Source organism: Dyella sp. (assembly GCF_036568765.1).
GTDB lineage: Bacteria > Pseudomonadota > Gammaproteobacteria > Xanthomonadales > Rhodanobacteraceae > GSA-30.
In genome coordinates, this window is record NZ_DATCRY010000107.1 from 1 (window position 1) to 19342 (window position 19342).

18 protein-coding genes and 1 pseudogene are annotated in these 19342 nt (G+C 62.6%); 6 read left to right on the forward strand and 13 right to left on the reverse strand.

The window, feature by feature from the left end:
* Nucleotides 1-176: 176 nt before the first annotated feature.
* The 9 genes from VIM98_RS07685 to VIM98_RS07725 all read right to left on the reverse strand — a co-directional run bounded on the left by VIM98_RS07685 (nucleotide 177) and on the right by VIM98_RS07725 (nucleotide 11161).
* Nucleotides 177-2537 carry a TonB-dependent receptor gene (locus VIM98_RS07685; RefSeq protein ID WP_331992513.1) on the reverse strand — a complete coding sequence of 787 codons (2361 nt, stop codon included), beginning with the start codon at nucleotides 2535-2537 and terminating at the stop codon, nucleotides 177-179.
* A 79-nt stretch (nucleotides 2538-2616) separates the two neighbouring features.
* A complete protein-coding gene (gene gfa, locus VIM98_RS07690) occupies nucleotides 2617-3189 on the reverse strand; it encodes an S-(hydroxymethyl)glutathione synthase (RefSeq protein WP_331992514.1) in 573 nt (190 codons plus the stop codon).
* Nucleotides 3190-3223: 34 nt separating this feature from the next.
* On the reverse strand, nucleotides 3224-4333 hold the full coding sequence (locus tag VIM98_RS07695) for an S-(hydroxymethyl)glutathione dehydrogenase/class III alcohol dehydrogenase (RefSeq protein WP_331992515.1): 1110 nt from the start codon (nucleotides 4331-4333) through the stop codon (nucleotides 3224-3226).
* Between the two features lie 18 nt (nucleotides 4334-4351).
* Nucleotides 4352-5131 carry a c-type cytochrome gene (locus VIM98_RS07700; protein ID WP_331992516.1) on the reverse strand — a complete coding sequence of 260 codons (780 nt, stop codon included), beginning with the start codon at nucleotides 5129-5131 and terminating at the stop codon, nucleotides 4352-4354.
* An 11-nt stretch (nucleotides 5132-5142) separates the two neighbouring features.
* Nucleotides 5143-5979 (reverse strand): transporter substrate-binding domain-containing protein, encoded by an 837-nt coding sequence (locus tag VIM98_RS07705; RefSeq protein ID WP_331992517.1) that lies wholly within the window; start codon nucleotides 5977-5979, stop codon nucleotides 5143-5145.
* 75 nt (nucleotides 5980-6054) lie between these two features.
* Nucleotides 6055-7854, reverse strand: a complete 1800-nt coding sequence (locus tag VIM98_RS07710; protein WP_331992518.1) for a methanol/ethanol family PQQ-dependent dehydrogenase — start codon at nucleotides 7852-7854, stop codon at nucleotides 6055-6057.
* Between the two features lie 275 nt (nucleotides 7855-8129).
* Nucleotides 8130-9335: a bifunctional phosphopantothenoylcysteine decarboxylase/phosphopantothenate--cysteine ligase CoaBC gene (gene coaBC, locus VIM98_RS07715; RefSeq protein WP_331992519.1), complete on the reverse strand. Its 1206-nt coding sequence runs from the start codon at nucleotides 9333-9335 to the stop codon at nucleotides 8130-8132.
* 104 nt (nucleotides 9336-9439) lie between these two features.
* Nucleotides 9440-10342 carry an SDR family oxidoreductase gene (locus VIM98_RS07720; RefSeq protein ID WP_331992520.1) on the reverse strand — a complete coding sequence of 301 codons (903 nt, stop codon included), beginning with the start codon at nucleotides 10340-10342 and terminating at the stop codon, nucleotides 9440-9442.
* A 78-nt stretch (nucleotides 10343-10420) separates the two neighbouring features.
* Nucleotides 10421-11161 carry an SDR family oxidoreductase gene (locus VIM98_RS07725; protein ID WP_331992521.1) on the reverse strand — a complete coding sequence of 247 codons (741 nt, stop codon included), beginning with the start codon at nucleotides 11159-11161 and terminating at the stop codon, nucleotides 10421-10423.
* 122 nt (nucleotides 11162-11283) lie between these two features.
* On the opposite strand from VIM98_RS07725, the gene VIM98_RS07730 reads away from it, so the two are divergent.
* A complete protein-coding gene (locus VIM98_RS07730) occupies nucleotides 11284-12177 on the forward strand; it encodes a LysR family transcriptional regulator (RefSeq protein WP_331992522.1) in 894 nt (297 codons plus the stop codon).
* Between the two features lie 85 nt (nucleotides 12178-12262).
* Here VIM98_RS07730 and VIM98_RS07735 read toward each other — a convergent pair whose 3' ends face one another.
* Nucleotides 12263-12412, reverse strand: coding sequence for a hypothetical protein (locus VIM98_RS07735; RefSeq protein WP_331992523.1), 150 nt, complete (start codon nucleotides 12410-12412; stop codon nucleotides 12263-12265).
* A 166-nt stretch (nucleotides 12413-12578) separates the two neighbouring features.
* On the opposite strand from VIM98_RS07735, the gene radC reads away from it, so the two are divergent.
* Nucleotides 12579-13250 (forward strand): RadC family protein, encoded by a 672-nt coding sequence (radC, locus tag VIM98_RS07740; protein ID WP_331992524.1) that lies wholly within the window; start codon nucleotides 12579-12581, stop codon nucleotides 13248-13250.
* Nucleotides 13251-13255: 5 nt separating this feature from the next.
* Here the strand turns inward: radC and VIM98_RS07745 are convergent, their stop codons facing one another.
* Nucleotides 13256-14116 (reverse strand): hypothetical protein, encoded by an 861-nt coding sequence (locus VIM98_RS07745; RefSeq protein ID WP_331992525.1) that lies wholly within the window; start codon nucleotides 14114-14116, stop codon nucleotides 13256-13258.
* On the opposite strand from VIM98_RS07745, the gene VIM98_RS07750 reads away from it, so the two are divergent.
* Nucleotides 14109-14675, forward strand: coding sequence for a hypothetical protein (locus tag VIM98_RS07750; RefSeq protein WP_331992526.1), 567 nt, complete (start codon nucleotides 14109-14111; stop codon nucleotides 14673-14675). The genes VIM98_RS07745 and VIM98_RS07750 overlap by 8 nt on opposite strands.
* Before the next feature lie 156 nt (nucleotides 14676-14831).
* On the opposite strand, the gene VIM98_RS07755 is transcribed toward VIM98_RS07750, so the two are convergent.
* Both VIM98_RS07755 and VIM98_RS07760 read right to left on the reverse strand, forming a co-directional pair.
* Nucleotides 14832-15632, reverse strand: coding sequence for an SDR family oxidoreductase (locus VIM98_RS07755; RefSeq protein WP_331992527.1), 801 nt, complete (start codon nucleotides 15630-15632; stop codon nucleotides 14832-14834).
* Nucleotides 15633-15679: 47 nt separating this feature from the next.
* The gene (locus tag VIM98_RS07760; RefSeq protein WP_331992528.1) at nucleotides 15680-16108 is read right to left on the reverse strand and encodes a MarR family winged helix-turn-helix transcriptional regulator; all 429 of its coding nucleotides are present in this window, start codon (nucleotides 16106-16108) and stop codon (nucleotides 15680-15682) included.
* Between the two features lie 543 nt (nucleotides 16109-16651).
* Between VIM98_RS07760 and argS the strand changes: the two genes are divergently transcribed.
* The 3 genes and pseudogenes from argS to VIM98_RS07775 form a co-directional block, all read left to right on the forward strand.
* A complete protein-coding gene (argS, locus tag VIM98_RS07765) occupies nucleotides 16652-18355 on the forward strand; it encodes an arginine--tRNA ligase (RefSeq protein ID WP_331992529.1) in 1704 nt (567 codons plus the stop codon).
* Nucleotides 18356-19075, forward strand: coding sequence for an SPOR domain-containing protein (locus VIM98_RS07770; RefSeq protein WP_331992530.1), 720 nt, complete (start codon nucleotides 18356-18358; stop codon nucleotides 19073-19075).
* A 114-nt stretch (nucleotides 19076-19189) separates the two neighbouring features.
* Nucleotides 19190-19342: pseudogene (locus VIM98_RS07775) on the forward strand (IS481 family transposase); the annotation flags it as partial.

Sequence of the window (19342 nt, forward strand, 5' to 3'; positions counted from 1 at the left end):
CCTGTCAATGACTTGGACACAGCGAAAACGGATCCTATCGTTGTGGGAGCGACTTCAGTCGCGACAAGGACTTGCGATAAGGCACGATCGTCGCAACGAAAGTCGCTCCCAGAAGAGCCGGTTTTTAGAGGTTCCCTGAAGCCGCTCCTACAAAGTAATCGGATTCCCGGAGATTCCTAGAAGTGCAAGCGCATGCCGATGGTAAACAACCGCGGCGCGCCCGGTGCAACGAATAAGGTGGGCATCGCTTCACCGGACGCCACTTGCGGGCGGATCAGGTGCCCATCCGGTAAATCGTCCTCCGCGATCGCACCATAAGTCGTGTAGCGACGATCGAACACATTGTCCACCCGCGCATAGAACTGCAGGGTATCGTTCAGCGCAAAAGCGGCACGCAAGTTCACGAGCGCATAGCCGCGCGTGCTCCAGTCGGCGTACATGCCGGGGGTGTCATCGCTGATGCGACCGTCCTCGTTGCCATTGCTGACGCTGTCCGACATCGCCAGCAGATCGACGCCGAGCGTCAGGCGCGGGATGGCGTTCCAGTCGACTGACAACTTGGCGCTGTGCCGCGGCAGTCCGGCGATACGCATACCCGGACGCGCATCGATCTCGCGCTCGCCCGCGAGCAACGCGCCATACGATTCGTAGGTTGCCAGCAGCAGGTTGTATCCCACGTGCCAACTCCAGTCGCCGTATTGGCCACCGATGTCCAGATCCGCGCCCTGATAACGCGTGCGGCCGACATTGGCGAAATAGCCCTGTTGTGTGTTTGGCGCACGAAGGAACAGGATGTCGTCGCGATTGCTGGTGCGGAACAGCGATGCGCTGGCACTGATTCCCTCGCGCTTCCAGCGCACGCCTAACTGGTAATCCCTCGATACCACCTGGCGCAAGGGCGGATCGGCCTGCAGCCCGGTCGGTAGCCGGCAGGGTTCCGCCGGGTCGGCACAGCCCAGCTCGATCACCGACGGCGCACGATTGCTCTGCGATGCATTGGCAAATAACGTCCAATGTCCCAGCGCGTGGGTCAGGCCAAGCGAAGGGTTGATCTTGCGATAGGCATTGCGTTGGACTGGCTGCGTTCCCTCATCCGCATTGGATAATTGGCTGAGCAAACGCAGATCGTTCCAGCGCAGCGATCCGGTCAGATGAGTGCTCTCGGTCAATGCCCAAGTATCGGTGGCATAGGCGCCCCAGGAACGGCTGCTGCCGCTGACACCGGAGAAGAACATCAACGGTGCCTCCGGGTCGACGACGGTATCCCGGCTGGCCTCATCCAGGTTGGCATCCTGCGTGTACTGCGCATAGCGCACCGTGCTGCGATCGAAGGTCACGCCAAAAGCGAATTGATGATCGCCCACGTGCTTGCTGAAACTGATGCCGCCGCCCTGGCCTTGCTGCCGCGTATAGGTACTGTTGAGCACCCCGGTCGGCAAATTGGCAGCGTCTTCGCGAGAGACATCGCAGTCGTCGCTTACCGGGCTGCCGTCGGCTGCATAGCCCGCACCGCAGTCGTCGACAAAATCCTCATAGTCGTCGTTGATGTCGCCATTGACGGTTTCACGGCGCGTATGGCGTGTATAGAGCAATGCGGTCAGTTGCGTGTCGATATCGAAGCGATGCACGAAATGCGTCGCCAGTTGCGTGACCTGCGTATGCGTCACATCCGGCGCGGTGTAGATCGCGCGGCGGTCCGCCTGATACAGCCCTGACTCGAAAATACCTTCATCGCCGTCGTAGCGCTGCGCAGGCAGCAATCCATTGCCGACCAAACGACTGCTGGCATGCAGCACATCGACATCCCAGTCGTCGTCTGCCGTGTGCCGACCGAACTTGAGAAAGCCGTTGCGCAGGATGCCCGGCGAATCGCGGCGCCAGCCATCTTCATCGAAATAGCTGCCCGCGACAAACAGGTGCCAGCCCTGCTTGTCGCTCACACCGTAGGAAAGATCGACTCGGCGACGCGCATAGCTGCCGTAGGAGATATCCGCATCGAAGCCGGGCGAGCTCAGTCCCGACTTGGTGGTCAGCACCAGCGCGCCGCCCAGCGTATTGGGCCCGAACACCGGATTGGCGCCGGGCAGCAGCGTCACCGACTCCAACGCGAACTCCGGAATCATGTCCCAGCTGACGATGTCACCGAACGGCTCGTTGATACGCACGCCGTCGAGGTAGACCGACACACCCTGTGCCGCACCGAGCGTCGGCGAGGCGCGAAAACCATGGAAGGTTATGTCGACCTGGTACGGACTACCCTGCACGTCGTTGATGTTGATCCCGGTCAGGCGGTTGTTCATCACGCCGACCAGGTTGGCCCCGGCCACGTCGCGCTCCTGGTCGTAGCGCAAGGTCTGTACCGCATAAGGCAACATCGACGCGTCGATGCCGATGCCAGGGAGCGGGGTTGGCACGACGACCACCGGCGCGAGATTGGTCACCACCGATTGTGGATCGTCGGCATGGACCGGCATGGCGCCGATAAGCGGCAGCAGCCCCAGCCATCGAGCATACCCGCGCTTGCCGCCACCGCTCATGCTTCGCTCCCGTCGATCTGCGCAAACAGCCCTGCTCGCAACGTTCCGCGGGCAGGGCCACCCCAACGCGAAGGAGCGCTTAGCTCTTGAGCACGCCCGAGGCTTGCGCAAGTTTGGTCGCGATGAAATCCATCAACGGCGGCGACAGGCAATCGTACGGCTGCAATCCCAATTCGCGCAGTCGGCCGCGTACGGCATCCATATGGCCCGGATCGGCACCGGACTCGATGATCGAGGAGACAAAAGCTGCGAATTCCGGCGCGGACCAGCCGCTCTCCGGCGATAGTTCGGTATGGATGAAATCCAGGCCGTAGAACGGATGCGCCTTGTTCTCGATGCGGCCGTACATATGCACGCCGCAACCGGTGCAGGCATGACGCTGGATCGTCGCCTTATCGTCGACGATCTTCAGCTTGTCCTCGTTCTGGGTCACATTGACCTTCTCGCGTGGCGCCACCGCGATCATCGCGAAGAGCGAGCCGTCGGGTTTCCAGCATTTGGTGCAGCCGCAGACATGGTTGTGCGCCGACTGCGTATCGACGCTGACCTTGACCTGCCGGTCCTTGCAATGGCACACCAGGGTACCGCCGGCAAAGCTGGCTGCCCCTTGCTTGACACCGTTGTCGACCGATGGATGGATTGCAACAGTCATGACATGGCTCCTCGACGTACGCGGTTGATAGCGATCAGAAGACGATCACCGAACGGATGCTCTTGCCCTCATGCATCAGATCGAAGGCGTGGTTGATCTCGTCCAGTCCCAAGGTATAGGTGACGAAAGGATCGATCTTGATTTCCCCGGACATGTAGCGATCGACATAGCCCGGCAGCTGGCTGCGTCCCTTGACGCCGCCGAAGGCGGTGCCGCGCCAGACGCGACCGGTGACCAACTGGAAGGGACGCGTGCGGATTTCCTGCCCCGCGCCTGCGACGCCGATGATGATCGACTCGCCCCAGCCGCGATGGCAGCATTCCAGGGCGGCACGCATCACCTCGACGTTGCCGATGCACTCGAACGAGTAGTCGACGCCGCCGGTCAACTCGACGATGACCTGCTGGATGGGCGTATCGGGATAATCCTTCGGATTGATGAAATCGGTCGCACCCAACTGCTTGGCCATCTCGAACTTGTCGGCGTTGGTGTCGATCACCACGATGCGCCCGGCCTTGGCCATCACCGCACCCTGCACGACCGACAGGCCGATGCCGCCCAGGCCGAACACCGCCACCGACGCGCCCGGCTCCACCTTGGCGGTGTTGAGCACGGCGCCGATGCCGGTAGTAACGCCACAGCCGAGCAGGCAAACCTTGTCCAGCGGCGCGGCTTTGTTGATCTTCGCCAGCGCGATCTCCGGCAGTACGGTGTAGTTGCTGAACGTGCTGCAGCCCATGTAGTGCAGGAGCGGCTTGCCGTTGAGCGAGAACCGCGACGTGCCATCGGGCATCACGCCCTTGCCTTGCGTCGCGCGGATCTTTACGCAGAGATTGGTCTTCTTCGACAGGCAGTACTCGCACTCGCCGCATTCGGGCGTGTAGAGCGGAATGACATGGTCGCCCGGCTTGAGTGTGGTGACGCCGGGGCCGACTTCTTCGACCACGCCGCCGCCTTCATGGCCGAGAATGACCGGGAACTGGCCTTCCGGATCGGCGCCGGACAAGGTAAAGGCGTCGGTATGGCAAACACCGGTGGCGACGATGCGCACCAGCACTTCGCCGGCTTTGGGGCCGGCCACATCGACTTCTTCGATGGAAAGGGGTTTACCTGCTTCAAAAGCGACGGCGGCGCGAGACTTCATGGTGTGTCCTCTGAACGATCAATCTTGGCGGGACGGCGGCCGGCCGGGCTGGATCAGGTCGAGCTGGCGTGCCTTGACGTACTCGTAGATGTCGCGCATGTCTTTCTCTTCGAAAAAACCTGCCCACGACGGCATGCCCTTGTCCTGTCGCCCGGCCATCGCCGTGCTCAGGAAAGTATCCCAGGTCATGCCCATCTTCAGCGAGTTGCGCAGGTCCGGCGCCAGGTCCCCGCCGACCGCGTCGCCGCCATGGCAGCGGAAACAGTACGAGTTGTAATTCTCGTAACCCTTGAAGATATCGTCGGTGACCTTGGGCGCTTTGTCGTCGATGTAGACCTGGAAATCGGTTTTCACCGATTGTCCGTCGGCAGCCTTGTACGTGTGCGTGCCGCCACCGGCGGTGACGCTCTTGGGCGCGGCCGCCGCACCGCCGCCGGTTTGCGACAGCACGTAATCGACCGCCGCATGCAAATCCGCGTCGCTCAACTGCGGATGCGGCGTCATCGGCACCTGGCCCCAGACACCGGTGCCGCCTTCCTTGACCTTCTTCACCAGCGTGGCGACGATCTGCGGCTGCTGCGAGGCATATTTCTTGGCGATGTCCTGGAACGCCGGACCGACCACCTTGTGATCGACAGCATGGCAAGACAAGCAATCGCTACCCTTGACCACCGTGGCCCCCTTCCCCGCATCCGGAGCGGTGGCGGCCCATGACGTCATCGTGATTGCACATAGCGATGCCGACACAGCGACCCGCCACACAGCCGATGAAATCCACTCCGGTACGCGTTTTTGCATGATGCGTCCTCTTACAGGTTGGCCATCTGGCTCGACGACGGGCTCGCGCCCTCGCCGAACAGTTGCACGCCGTGTTCATGCAACACGCCGGTCAGTGCCGACTGTTGTTGCTTGATCACGGCATTGAGCTTGTTGCGCAAGGTGTCGTCGCCTTTGCGCACTGCCATCGACATCGGGAACGAATACATCTCCGGCGAACCGGTGGCGCGCGTGTTGGGCAAAGCCACCGTGGTCAGCTCCGGATAGTCGTGCAGGAACGCGCCGATGGCCGGCTGCCAGGTGATCATCACGTCGATCTGGCCGTTCTGCACCGCTTCGAGCATGCTGCGCGGCGACCGGCCCGAGGATTCGCTGACGTCGAAGGACTTCGCCTTGGTTACCAAGCCCCGGATCTGCAGGCCCGCCTCCACCGGCGTATCGCCTTCGAAGCCGAGCTTGAGCTTGCGCAGGTCGGCCGAGTTCATGTCCTCGATCGTGTAGCCCTTGTCCTTCTTGAAGACAAAGACATACGAAGAGACGTAGTACGGATCGGTGGTGAGTTCTTCGTCGTTGCCATAAGGCATGTTCATCACCACATCGCACTTGCCGCTATCGAGGTTGCGCGAGAGGTATTCGGGGAAGCCGCCGTGGCCGCGCATATCGGCCCAGACATACTCGAGCTTCTGGCCCATCGCTTTGGCAACCGTTTCGGCTACCGCATTCTCGAAACCCTGGCCCGCGCGATTGGAATACGGCAGGTAATCCGGATCGGCGCAAACCTTCAACGTACCGCCCGCGGCATGGGCGCTGAAAGGTGCGGCAAGGGAGAGCAACAGCGCGGCGATCGTGGAAATGTGCAACTTGCTCATGGCTGGATATCCCGTTGCGTTAAGAGACGTCAAAACGTTCGGCGGCGCCGATCGCGCCGCCGAACGTCCGCTGGATCAATCGAGTGCAAACACCAGCAAGGTGCCGCCCAGGTTGGTGTAATCGCTCAGGCTGGCTGTGGCGCCCACCGCACCCAGGCCCTCGGTCGCCTTGGTCAGGTTCTCGGCCAGGCCGATGGCCGCCCCCCCGCCGACGCCGCTCAAGATCGCGACGTACTGCTTGCCGTTATAGGTATAGGTGATCGGGTTGCCGATGATTCCCGACGGCGCCTTGAACTTCCACAGCACCTTGCCGCTGTTGATGTCGACGGCGCGGAACTCGCCCGTCAACGTGCCGTAGAACACCAGGCCGCCCGCCGTCGTCAGCGCACCGCCCCAATCCTGGAAGCGGTCCTTGATTTCCCACTTGGTCTGGCCGCTGATCGGGTCGAAGGCAATGAAGCGCCCGCCCACATCGCCATGGTCGGCCGGATACATATTCACCAGCGCACCGACATACGGGAAACCGGCTTTGTATTTCACGTTGAAGGCCTGGTAATCCATGCAGACGTGATTGGTCGGCACATAGAACAGCTTGGTGTTCGGATCGTAGGCCGCCGGTTGCTGATCCTTGCTGCCCTGCGAGGAGGGGCAAATGCCCTTAACGTTCTCGCCTTCCTTGGTCATCATGGCCGGATTGAGCACCGGTTTGCCGGTGGCCATATCGATGTGGTCGGCCCAGTTCACTACCGGGTCGTACTTCTTGGCCGAGATCAATTTGCCGTTGCGGCGGTCGAGTACGTATGCAAAGCCGTTGCGATCGAAATGCGTCAGCGTGGGGATTGTCTTGCCGTCGACCGAGCTGTCGGTAAGGATATTTTCGTTGACGCCGTCGTAGTCCCAACCGTCATGCGGTGTCATCTGGAACACCCAGGCCGCCTTGCCGGTTTCAGGATTGCGCGCAATGATCGACATCGAATACTTGTTGTCGCCCGGGCGCTGCGTCGGGTTCCAGGTGCCGGGATTGCCGGTGCCGTAATAGAACAGATTGAGCTTGGAGTCGTAGGTGTACCAGCCCCACGTGGTGCCGCCGCCGAGCTTCCATTGGTCGCCCTGCCACGACGCGAGACTGGAATCCTTGCCGACCGGCTTGCCGGTCGCGCCATCGATCGTCTTATTCGGATCGAACATCAGCTGATCGTCCGGCCCGGTGCTGAAGGCGCGCCAGAGCTGCTTGCCGGTCGCGGCATCGTTGCCGGTGACATAACCATGCACGCCGTATTCGGCGCCCGATACGCCCGTGATCACCACGTTCTTTACCACCAGTGGCGCCATGGTCTGGGTCTGGCCCAGTTTCGGATCGGCGTTCTGCGCTTTCCATTTCACGTTGCCGTTCTTGGCGTCGAGCGCATACAGGAAGCCATCCAGCGCATTGGCGTAGATGACGCCATTGCTGTAGGCCACACCGCGATTGACCACGTCGCAACACGCCACCGAGGGCGCGAACTTGTCCTGCTGCGGCGCGAACTTCCACAAGATGCGGCCCGGCTCCTTCAGCGATACCGCATAGACGTAGTTGGGGAACGAACTCTCGAAGAACATCGTGTCGCCCACCACCAGCGGCTGACCTTCGTGACCGCGCAAGGAGCCGGTCGACATGGTCCAGGCAACATGAAGATTCTTTACGTTGTCCGCCGTGATCTGGTTCAGCCCGCTATAGCGGTGGCCTGCGTAGTTACCCGCAGGTATGACCCATTGATTGTGATCCTGCGATTGCTTATCGAGCTGTTCGTTCGCGGCGGCCACACTCGGCAGCACCAGGGCCAGGCCCGTGATCAGCACTACCTGTCGCCAGAAACCTACGGATGGTTTGAACATGGATGGAGTCTCCCCGGATGCTGAAGGCTTTAGCTTTGCCATCGGCGCGCGCACATACGCACCGGCGCAACATCGGTTGCACCCTTGTCATAGCAGGGGTTGTGCCAGATCCGTCCCGGCGAAAAAAAGCCCGTCAGATCATGTGGATACGAGATGAACGGGGAATCCCAAGACCGCAGCGAAAGTGCCGACTGTCTCCGTAACGCCACAGTACGTGCTGCAGAAACGGGGCAGTGACGCCCCTACAAGGCCCGGTTGAGGAGCGAAGAGGCTCCTCAACCGCGACGCGCGCGATACCGCTCCGCCAACTTGGCCACAAGATGTCGCGCCAGCTCGCGCTTGGACGCACGCGGCAAAGCCGCTTCGCCATCGGGCCAGAACAGGCTGAGCGCATTGTCGTCAGCCTCGAAACCCTGGCCGCCTCCAACCTGGTTGGCGGCAATCATGTCCAGCCCTTTGCGCTTGAGCTTGTCTTGCGCGTACTTCGCCACATCCTGCGTCTCGGCGGCAAAGCCAAGCAGGAAAGGGCGCGGCGTGCGGCTCGACAGGTCAGCCAGGATGTCCGGGTTCTCGCTCAGTTCCAGTGTCAGTCCACGGCCATCCTGTTTCTTCAGCTTCTGCCCCGAGACATTCGCCGGGCGATAATCGCCCACCGCGGCGGCACCGATATAGATATCGGCCTGCGCACCCGCCTCGAGCACCGCGTCATGCATCTGCGCGGCGCTGCGCACATCGACGCGACGCGCGACCAGCGGTGGCGTTGCCAATCCCACCGGCCCCGCAATCAAGGTCACCTCGGCGCCGGCATAGGCTGCGGCTTCGGCGACGGCGAAGCCCATCTTTCCCGAGCTGCGATTGCCGATAAAGCGCACCGGATCGATGTCTTCATACGTCGGCCCCGCGGTGACGACCACTTTCAGGCCCTGCAACCCTTGCTCCACGAACGAAGCGACCATCGCCTCGCGCAACTCCAACGCTTCGAGCATCCGCCCGGAACCGATGTCGCCGCAGGCCTGGTCGCCGGACGCCGGACCGAGTTGGCGCACGCCACGACGACGCAGCGTTTCCATGTTCGCCTGTACCGCCGGATGCGCCCACATCTGCTGATTCATCGCCGGCGCGATGTATACGGGCGCGGCGGTGGCGAGGCAGACCGTGCTCAGCAGATCGTTGGCCGATCCTTGCGCCAGCCGGGCGATCGTATCGGCCGACGCCGGCGCGATCAGTATGCGCTCGGCCCATTTGGCCAGCTCGATATGTCCCATCGCCGCTTCGCCCTGCTCGTCCCACAAGCTGATGCGTACCGGCTCGCCGGACAACGCCTGGAACGTGGTGGCCGTGACGAAGTGCGTGGCCCCTTCGGTCATGACCACGCGCACATGGGCATCCAGGTCGCGCAAGCGGCGCACCAGCTCGCAAGCCTTGTAGGCGGCGATGCCGCCAGTAACACCAAGCAGGATGCGACGTTGGCTGAGACTCATGGGGATGACCTGTTATCCGTGACTGCCATAGCTTACCGGAGTCGCAGGAACGACCTCGCGGGCGCTCGGGCCCGCAAGGTTCGATCATCGAGGAAAACGGTAAATCAGGCGCCGATCCGGTGCGGCTTGAGAATGTCTTCCAGGCCAATCCGGCGCAGCAGCTCCGCGCGGACGCGATCGGCCATACCGTTGACGATTTCCGCGCCGTCTTCGGAAGGGTCGATATGCACGCGGAACGGGCGCTTGCCGAACGGCTTGCCCACCACATCGACAATCGCATCGGCCACCGCCTGAGGATCGGCGTCTTCCGGCTCCAGCGAAGCCAAGCCCTTGAACGCTACCTCGGAGAAATCCGCCGTCGGGCCGTTGGCATATTCCTCCGCGCGCTGCTTGTCGGCCGGTGTACCGGAATGCGCGAAGTGGTTGGTGCCCTTGGTGAAGGCACCGGGGACGACGATCGACGTCTCGATGCCCCAGCGTGCCAGCTCGCCGGCGTAGCTCACCGCCGTCGCGTCCATTGCAGCCTTCGCGGCAAAGTACGGTGCAAGATACGGAGGCGTACCGCCGCGCGAACTGCTTGAGGAAACCCACACCAGCAAGCCCCGGCCTTGCCTGCGTAGCTGCGGCAGGGCGGCGCGATTTACGCGCTGCGTACCGAGCACATTGATGTCGTAGAGCTGGGCGAACTGTTCCGGCGTGAAGGCTTCAGCGGGTCCGTAGGACATATGACCGGCATTGTGCACGACTACATCCAGGCGGCCATGGATAGCGATCGCATCCGCGATCGCCTTTTCGGCAGAAGCATCGGACTGCACATCCAATTCGATGGTGCGCAGGTCGATGCTGTTGGTCTTGGCATAGTCGGCAATGTCCGCCGCGCGTGGCGCATTCTTGCCAGCCGTATCGCGCATGCTGGCGTAAACCGTATGGCCCGCATGAGCCAGGGCCTTGGCAGTCATCAGGCCGAAGCCGCTGGATGCGCCGGTGACAATGATGATGTTGTTCATGACTTCAGTCTCCTTAAGATGTGTAAGCGCACAGGAAGTCGAGACGCGACGGTGCAGCACCGCGCTCGAGCGGCAGACTCAGACCATGCCGCCGTTGACACGCACGACCTGACCGTTGACCCAGCCACCGTCCGGACCGGCGAGGAAAGAAACCGTGCGCGCGATGTCTTCCGGCGTACCCAGGCGCTCCAGCGGATTGAGCTTGGAGAGGTGCTCGATCTGCTCCGGGGTCTTGCCGTCCAGGAACAGGGCGGTCGCGGTCGGACCGGGGGCTACGGCATTGACGGTGATCTGCCGGCCGCGCATTTCACGCGACAAGATGTGCGTCATCGCCTCGATCGCTCCCTTAGTCGCGGCATAGGCGGAGTAGGTGGGCTGATACACGCCGACCACGCTGGTCGAGAAGTTGATGACACGACCGCCGTTGCGCAAACGCTTGGCCGCTTCGCGCATGGTGTTGAAGCTGCCCTTGAGGTTGATCTCGATCATCCGGTCGAACATCTCATCCGAGGTTTCGGCCAACGGCGCCAGCTCCATTACGCCGGCATTGTTGATCAGCACATCCACGCCACCGAAGGCAGTCTCGGCGGCGTCGAACATGCGCTGGACCGCCGCTGCGTCGCTGACGTCGGCCTTGGCCGTCAAAGCACGTCCGCCAGCCGCCTCGATCTTGCGGGCCAGGGCTTCGGCCAGCTCGGCGTTGCCTGTGTAGTTGATGACGACGATGAAGCCGTCGCTGGCCAGGCGTTCGGCGATGGCGGCGCCGATGCCGCGGGAAGCGCCAGTCACGATGGCGACTTGGTCGTTTGCCTTGCTCATGGGAAGTACTCCTCTGAAAGAAAGTGCCCGTGGCTTCGGGCGGGTGAGGCGTACTTTGGACTTTTCCCGCACAGGGATAATCTGCTTTAATCCGACATCATTATTCGGATGGCGGGAACAATATGGACCGCTTCGAGGCCATGCGATTGTTCGCCCGGATCGTCGAGCGGCGCAGCTTTACCCAGGCGGCGTTGGACCTGAACCTGCCACGCTCCACCGTGACCGAGGGCGTCAAGCAGATGGAGCAGCGGCTGGGGGTGCGACTGCTCCAGCGCACCACCCGCCAAGTGAGCCCGACCCTCGACGGCGAGGCGTATTACCGGCGCTGCCTGGCGATCCTGGCGGATATCGAGGAAGCCGAGGCCGCATTCACCGGCGCCAAGCCCAGCGGCACCTTGCGTATCGATGTGCACGGCACGCTGGCACGGCATTTCGTCTTGCCGGGTTTGCCGGACTTCCTGGCCAGCTATCCGGATATCCAGCTGCACATCGGCGAAGGCGATCGTTTCGTCGACCTGGTACGCGAGGGCGTCGACTGTGTCGTGCGTGTCGGCACGCCCTCAGATAGCCGCATGGTCGGCCGACGCATTGCGGTGCTGGAAGAAGCGACCTATGCCAGTCCCGCGTACCTGGAGCGCTTCGGCACACCTCGTACACCGGAGGAACTGACCGGCCACCGCATGGTGGCGTTCGCATCGTCCGCCACAGGTCATGTTCTGCCGCTCGAATTCATGGTCGACGGGCAGCTGCGCCACGTCACTTTGCCTGCGACCGTCTCCGTCGTGGCCGCCGAAACCATGGTCGCCATCGCCAAGCTCGGCCTGGGCTTGATCCAGGTGCCGCGCTATCGGCTGCGCGAAGCGCTCGGACGCGGCGAACTGGTGGAAGTGCTGCACGACTTTTCTCCATCGCCTTCGCCGGTCTATGTGCTTTACCCGCACAACCGTCAGCTGTCGCCGCGTGTGCGTGTGTTTATCGATTGGGTCGCGGCGGAGTTCGCGCGCTACAACACGTAACCGACGGCCCTCCCTGCCCTGTCAACCAGCGCAGGAGCGCGAGACGTGGCTTACTCAGTCACGCGCAGTCGACAACCCACACCGATCAGCTACGCACAGGCGCCGAATCGGCAGGTGCCGGCGCGGTGGGAGGACGCGCTTCCCGATGCATGACGGCACGATAGAACCCGATGCCAAAAATGATCAGCAACGCCACCATAAAGACGATCAGCGCCAGACGACGGGAAAATGGCATAACCTGGCGCCCTCGAGATGCGAACCGCTCGCAGCCTGCTCTGCCGGATGTGTTCGGCCGGTGGAGATAGCCACCTCGACCCCGCGAAAATCTCGGGCGCCGAGCCTACCCTTCGCCCATCCATCTCCGACTGACGGACCAGGCGGCCGCCCCGCATGCTCGACCTATGAGCATTCGCGATTGGCCCGCCCTCGAACGACCCCGTGAACGACTGCTGCAACGCGGCGCCGCCACCTTGTCCGACGCCGAACTGGTCGCCACCGTGATAGGCCACGGCTCGCGCGGCAAAGATGCTATCGCGTTGGGGCGCGAGCTGATCGCCGCCGCCGGCGGCCTGCAGCGGCTGCTGTGCGATACCGCCGCGCTCGAACAGGTCTCCGGTATCGGCTTGGCCAAGCGCGCACGGCTGATGGCAGCATTCGAACTGGCGCGACGCGCGATGGGCGAGCAGCTCATGAACCTGCCCAAGCTGACCAATCCGCGCGACAGCGGCCGGTACCTGACTGCACAGCTACGCCACCTGCCGCACGAGGTCTTCGCCTGCCTCTATCTGGATAACCACCACCGCGTCATCGCCTTCGAGGAGCTGTTTCGCGGCACCGTCGACGCGGCCAACGTGCATCCGCGCGAAGTGGTGCGAGCGTGTATCAAGCACAACGCATGCGCAGTGATCTTCGCGCACAACCACCCCTCCGGCGTCGCCGAGCCCAGTCGCTCCGATCAAAGCATCACCTTGAAGCTGCGCGAAGTGCTCGATGTCATCGGCGTGCGCGTGCTCGATCACCTGGTGATTGGCGCCGGCGAACCGGTTTCGATGGCCGAACGCGGTTTGATCTAACCGGCCTAGCTGCTGCCCCCGCCGCCGGTCTTGCCGCCCTTGCCCGGCCCCTTGTTCGATCCGCTCGCAGGCAAGGTGGGAAATGTCGGTGCCGTAGAGGAACTGGATGACGGGGTCGTGCTGGATGGCGTCGAGGTTGTCGTTGCGGTCGTTGTCGAGGAAGACGATGACGATGACGCAGACTGACGTCGCTGATACATCGCATGCATCGTTTGCACTTGCCCGGTAGGCATCATGCGAGCCGCGTACAGCGTCGAATGCGTGAAGGTATCGACGCGAACCAGAACACTGTTCGGCGTGCTCATATGCCGCTCCATACGCGTATCGACGACCTGATTCGCCTGCGTCGGCACATTGACCGTATTTCCCGGCAAGCCGGTGTATTGGAATGGATTCTGGTGCGCGTTCTCACTACGCTGCTCGGGATTCAACGCCGTGCCGCTGTCTTCCGGCTTGGGGCTGCGTGGCCGCGGTGTGTCGCTCGGCGTCCGGACTCCGTGCTGACGACCGGTATTTACCGTCACCGTGACATCTTCGCCACTGGTGAAATTGTCGCTTGGACCGCGCGTTGTCACCCTGGCCATGCCGCCATTGGCCTGCGCTTTCGGAAGCATGTTCAAGCCGACCGGGGGCATGTTCGACGATGAAAGATCCTTGAATGTCTGCTGGGTCGATTCGATCGCGTTATTGATCGAACTGCGCACCTTGGGCGCTGTGTATTTGCGACCGTCGAGGCCGGTCTTCATCGGCATGTTGAGATAAGGCGTGACGTTATTTGTCGATGATGCCGACCCCGTGCTTCCGCTCGATGCGCCCTTGGGCGTGTACTTGGCAAGCTCTTTCTCGCCCGATTGCTTGATGCGCAAGGATGTACGGCGAGGCGTCGGCGCCGGCATCGACGATGCCGCACTGCTTGAACTACTCGAACTGGACGACGCGGCCGAGACCGGCGGCATCATGTTGACGCCAGGCATCGACGACAAGCTGCTGCTTGCCCCCGGCGATGTGTGCGTACTGGACGGCGCGGATAATGGCGTCGACGGAGGCAGGCTGGAAAAAGCGCTTCCGTGCGAACCTGACGATCCGCCACTGGATGAAGCCTTGAGCACAGGCGATAGTGCGGAATTGCCCATGCCGCCCGGCGATGCGTGCGTCGTTGGCGACGACAAAGAGCTCGGCGTGGCAGGCAAGCTGGAAAACCCACCGCCACTCGTACCCGAATGCGGAGTCTTCGCGCCTGGGCCCTTGGCCTTTTTGTTGGAGCCTGTCCCACCGGTCGGCGCAGAAACGCTGGGGCGCTTCTTGCCACCGCCACCGCCGCCTCCACTACCGCTACTACCGTTGCCGGTTCCGCCCTGGAACATGGGGCCCCCTGATGCGCCCAGGATCCAGACGCGAAGGAAAACTCTAGCATTGGCTTTTTGAGCTACGCCAGTAGCGCGTCGCAGCTTTGAAACTTGCGAAATGTGGATACGTAAGTCGTCGCCCCGGCGAACGCCGAGGCCCCGTGGCTTTTTGCGCAGCGCCCGGAGCCGCCGGGTTCCGGCGTTCGCCGGAGCGACGATCGGCAGGACTTGCGGTTCAGTTCACGCCGTACCGCGAAGCCGGCTTGGCGTGCGAAAGGTTCGGACCGAGTGCCAGGCGTGCCTCTTCGAACTTCTGCCAGTCGGCCACCTGCGGCAGCGCCGGAACGGTGGCAAACTCGCCCTGGTCGAATCCGGCCAGCGCCGCATCGACCATATCTTCCGCCGACATGACGATCTGCTCCGGCAAGACCGTCACCGGCACGCCAGCAACATCCCAGAACTCCGTTGCGGTAGCGCCAGGCAACACGACCTGTACGCGCACACCCTTGTCCGCCAGCTCGTGCTTGAGTGACTGACTGAACGCCTGCACGTAAGCCTTGCTGCCGCCATACACGCCGTTGAGCAACTCCGGCGCAACAGCCACGATCGAGCCGATGTTGATGATCGCGCCATTCTTGCGCGCGACGAACGACGGTGCCACGGCATACGTCAGTCGCGTCAACGCCTGGACGTTAAGGGCAATCATCTGATCCATCTTGCCGATGTCGGCTTCCAGCAGCGGCGTGGCGGCACCGAAGCCGGCGTTATTGACGAGCATGGTGATCGAAGCGTCGTTACGCAGCACGGCCTCGACCTTTGCCAGGTCGGCCGGCGCGGTGAGATCGGCGGGCAACACGCTGACCGCGCGGCCCGTCTGTTCGCGCAGACGCTGGGCCAATTGTTCCAGGCGCTGCTGATTACGCGCCACCAGGATCAGGTCGTAACCGCGGCGGGCAAGACGATCGGCGTAAATCGCGCCGATGCCGGACGAGGCACCGGTGATGACCGCGGTGCCGGAGGTAGATGCTTGAGTCATGGCGATAGCCTCATATGTGTGTACGCACACAAGTGCGTAAAAAAATGTCAGCCGTGACGGCCGATTTGAAAAAGAAGATCGCGCACCATTTCCGCCCGCTCTGGCCCGAATGCTTGCTCGAACTCGCGCTGTGCCTGTTGCCATAACGGCGACGCCAGGCTCAGACGCTCAAGACCTGCCGGAGTCAGCGACAAGGTGTTCTGGCGGGCATCCGTTCTGCCCGGCCCGGTCTGAACCAGACCATCGCGCTGCAATGGCTTGAGCGCACGTACCAGGCTGGTCCTATCCATCACGATGGCTTCGGCCAAGTCCCGCATGCCGATACCGGGCTGTTCGTTCAAGAGCACCAGGATCGTGAACTGCGTGCTGGTCAACGCCACACTGGCCAAATGGCTTTCGTAATGCCGCGTCAGATAGCGCGCGGCCTGCCGCGAGGCAAAGCAGTTGCACAAGTTGATGTCGCTGCGCGGATCCATGTGCCGCAGTATATGTGCGTACGCACACGTGTCAAGAGCGGATGCCGTCGTCGGAAAAAACAACGGCGCGGGTTAGCCGCGCCGTTAGAACCGTTTTTTGGGGAGGATTGAGAGGCACGGTGTCTCAGCACCTGGACCGGCGGGGAGGGTGCCGGGGGTACGTGAAAAGTGTCGCATCGAGGAATGACAGGTAGGTGACGCCTATTGTGACACCTGATGTCACCGGCCCGGTTCATGCATCGGGTCGCAAGAGTTATGCACATTGAGCCTGGCATGGGCACTTTCCGTACGATCCATGCTGGGCACTTGAGGTTGACGCTATAACCGTTTGTTTTTATTTGTTTTTTTCATTTCATGCAGGTTTCGGCATTTTGCACCCCAGCAAAGTCGGGCTGGCGGCGAATCTTCCCCACAGAGTTATCCACAGCGCTATCCCCAACGGTCGTGTCCGCCAACGCCAGGCGTTCGGATGCGTACGGTCGCTGAGCGGTGCTGCGGGGTCTGCTAGGATTGCCCGTTCCATCGCAAGCCTTTTCCCTCGCCGTGAAAGAACAGCTGCACGACCTGCTGCTGCGGGGCATCCGTACCCTGCAAGCCAATGCCATCCTGCCCACCAGGCTGGAGATTCCACCGTTCGTGATCGAGCGCACGCGCAATCGCGATCATGGCGACTTCGCCGCCAACGCCGCGATGCTGCTGGCCAAGCCGGCGGGCACCAAACCGCGCGACCTGGCACAACGCCTGGTGGAAGCGCTGCCGGCCGAGCAGATGCAGGCGCTGCGTATCGACCGGGTTGAGATCGCCGGTCCAGGCTTTATCAATTTCTATCTGGGCAGCGGCATGGCGGCCGTGATTGCCGAGCGCGTCTTCAAGGAAGGCGACGCCTATGGGCGCAGCCAGCGCGGCCAAGGTACGACGGTCGGCGTCGAATACGTCTCGGCCAACCCGACCGGTCCCCTGCACGTCGGCCATGGCCGCGCTGCGGCGATCGGCGACTGCCTGAGCCGCGTGCTCGAAGCCACCGGCTGGAACGTCAAGCGCGAGTTCTATTACAACGACGCCGGCGTACAGATCAACAACCTGGCCATCTCCACCCAGGCCCGCGCACGCGGCATCGCGCCGGACCAGGCCGGCTGGCCGGAAGATGGCTACCGTGGCGATTACATTGCCGACGTCGCGCGCGCTTATCTCGCTGGCGAGTCGGTCGAAGCCGATGGCCAACTGGTCACTGGCGCAGGCGATGTCGACAACCTCGATGCGATCCGCCAGTTCGCCGTCGCCTATCTGCGCCGCGAGCAGGACCTGGACCTGAAGGCCTTCGGCGTCGGCTTCGACACCTATTTCCTGGAATCGTCGCTTTACGGCGACGGCAAGGTGGATGAGACCGTACGCGAACTGGTCGCCCATGGCCACACCTACGAGGAAGGCGGTGCCTTGTGGCTGCGCTCGACCGATTTCGGCGACGACAAAGACCGCGTCATGCGCAAGTCCGACGGCACCTATACGTATTTCGTGCCGGATGTCGCCTATCACCGCAGCAAGTGGCTGCGCGGGTACGAGCGCGCCATCACCGAACTGGGCTCGGACCATCACGGTAGCCTGGCACGCGTGCGCGCCGGCCTGCAGGCGCTCGATTGCGGCATCCCGAAAGGCTGGCCGGAATACGTGCTGCACCAGATGGTTACGGTGATGCGTGGCGGCGAGGAGGTAAAGATCTCCAAGCGCGCCGGCAGCTATGTCACCCTGCGCGACTTGATCGAAGAGGCCGGGCGCGATGCCACGCGCTACTTCCTGATCGCGCGCAAGGCCGACTCCCAGCTGGTGTTCGATATCGATCTGGCCCGTTCGCAGACCAACGATAATCCGGTCTATTACATCCAGTACGCCCATGCACGCGTCTGCCGGGTATTGGAGGAGCTGGCCGAGCGCGGCCTGCCCGCGGTCGATGCCCAGGCCGGTATCGAGCAGTTGGGCCGTCTCGATAGCGAGCACGAGCAGATCCTCTTCACCGAGATCTCCCGTTATCCGGAAATCGTCGAGTCCGCTGCCGCCAATCTGGAACCGCACCTGATCGCCCAATACTTGCGCGAGCTCGCTGGCGCCCTGCACAGCTACTATCACGAGCACAAGTGGATCGTAGACGACGCCGAACTGCGCAACGCGCGCATCACCCTGGCAGTCGCCACGCGACAGGTCATCCGTAACGGTTTGGATTTGCTGGGACTCAGTGCCCCGGAGAAGATGTAAATGGCAGCACGCAAGGGTAAGGGCCGACAGGCCGTGCGCAACAACAGCGGCGGCATGCCGGGCTGGGGTTGGGCCATCGTCGGCATCTTTATCGGTCTGGTCTTGATGTACCTTGCGCGCGGGCATCTGCCGATGGGCGGCAAGTCCGCCGACGTGCCGCAACCCAATCCACAGGCTACCGCGCCGCGCAGCGGCGATACGGGTGCCGAGCAGCCACCGGCAGCGGACGCCAGCGCGTCCAAGAAGCCGCAGTACGATTTCTATTCGGTGCTGTCGGAGAAGGAAGTACGCATTCCCGACGCGGTGATCAGTGCGCAGGCCAAGGCGGAGCAACAGCAGAAGCAGCAGGCGGCGCAGCAAGCAGCGGCAGCGCAGCAACAGGCAGCGGCTCAGCAACAGAAACCGCCTGCGAACGCGCCAGCGGCTATCACGCAGACGGTGACTGCCGCGCCAGAGACACCGACCCAGCCGGCTTCGTCCGGCGGCAGCGGTTATCTCCTGCAGATTGCTGCGTTTCCGAGCGCGGCCGATGCGGAAAGCCTGAAGGCCAAGCTCGCCTTGCAAGGTTTTGTCGCCAGCGTGACGACAGTGAACAACAATGGGCAGGCTTTCAACCGCGTGCGCCTGGGGCCGTTCCGTTCGGCAACCGAGCTTGAGTCAACGCAACAGCGGCTGCGCGCGGCGGGGATCAATGCGATTGCGTTGAAGGAAGGGAAGTAAAGAGCCCCCCTCACCCCAGCCCTCTCCCCCGGCGAAGTGTATGGACCGGGGACATAGGTAACAGGTGTTCGGGGACATGGGTTACACCTCACGGAGGTCTCTGTGAGGTGTCTCATGCCCTGGAATACAAGGAATCTTATGTCCCTCCGCTCCGAGTTTGTGGCGCTGGCCCGACAGGCTGACGCCAATATCAGTGCCCTGTGTCGCAGCTATGGCATCAGCCGGAAGACCGGCTACAAATGGCTCGGTCGGGAGGAGCCGGTGGAG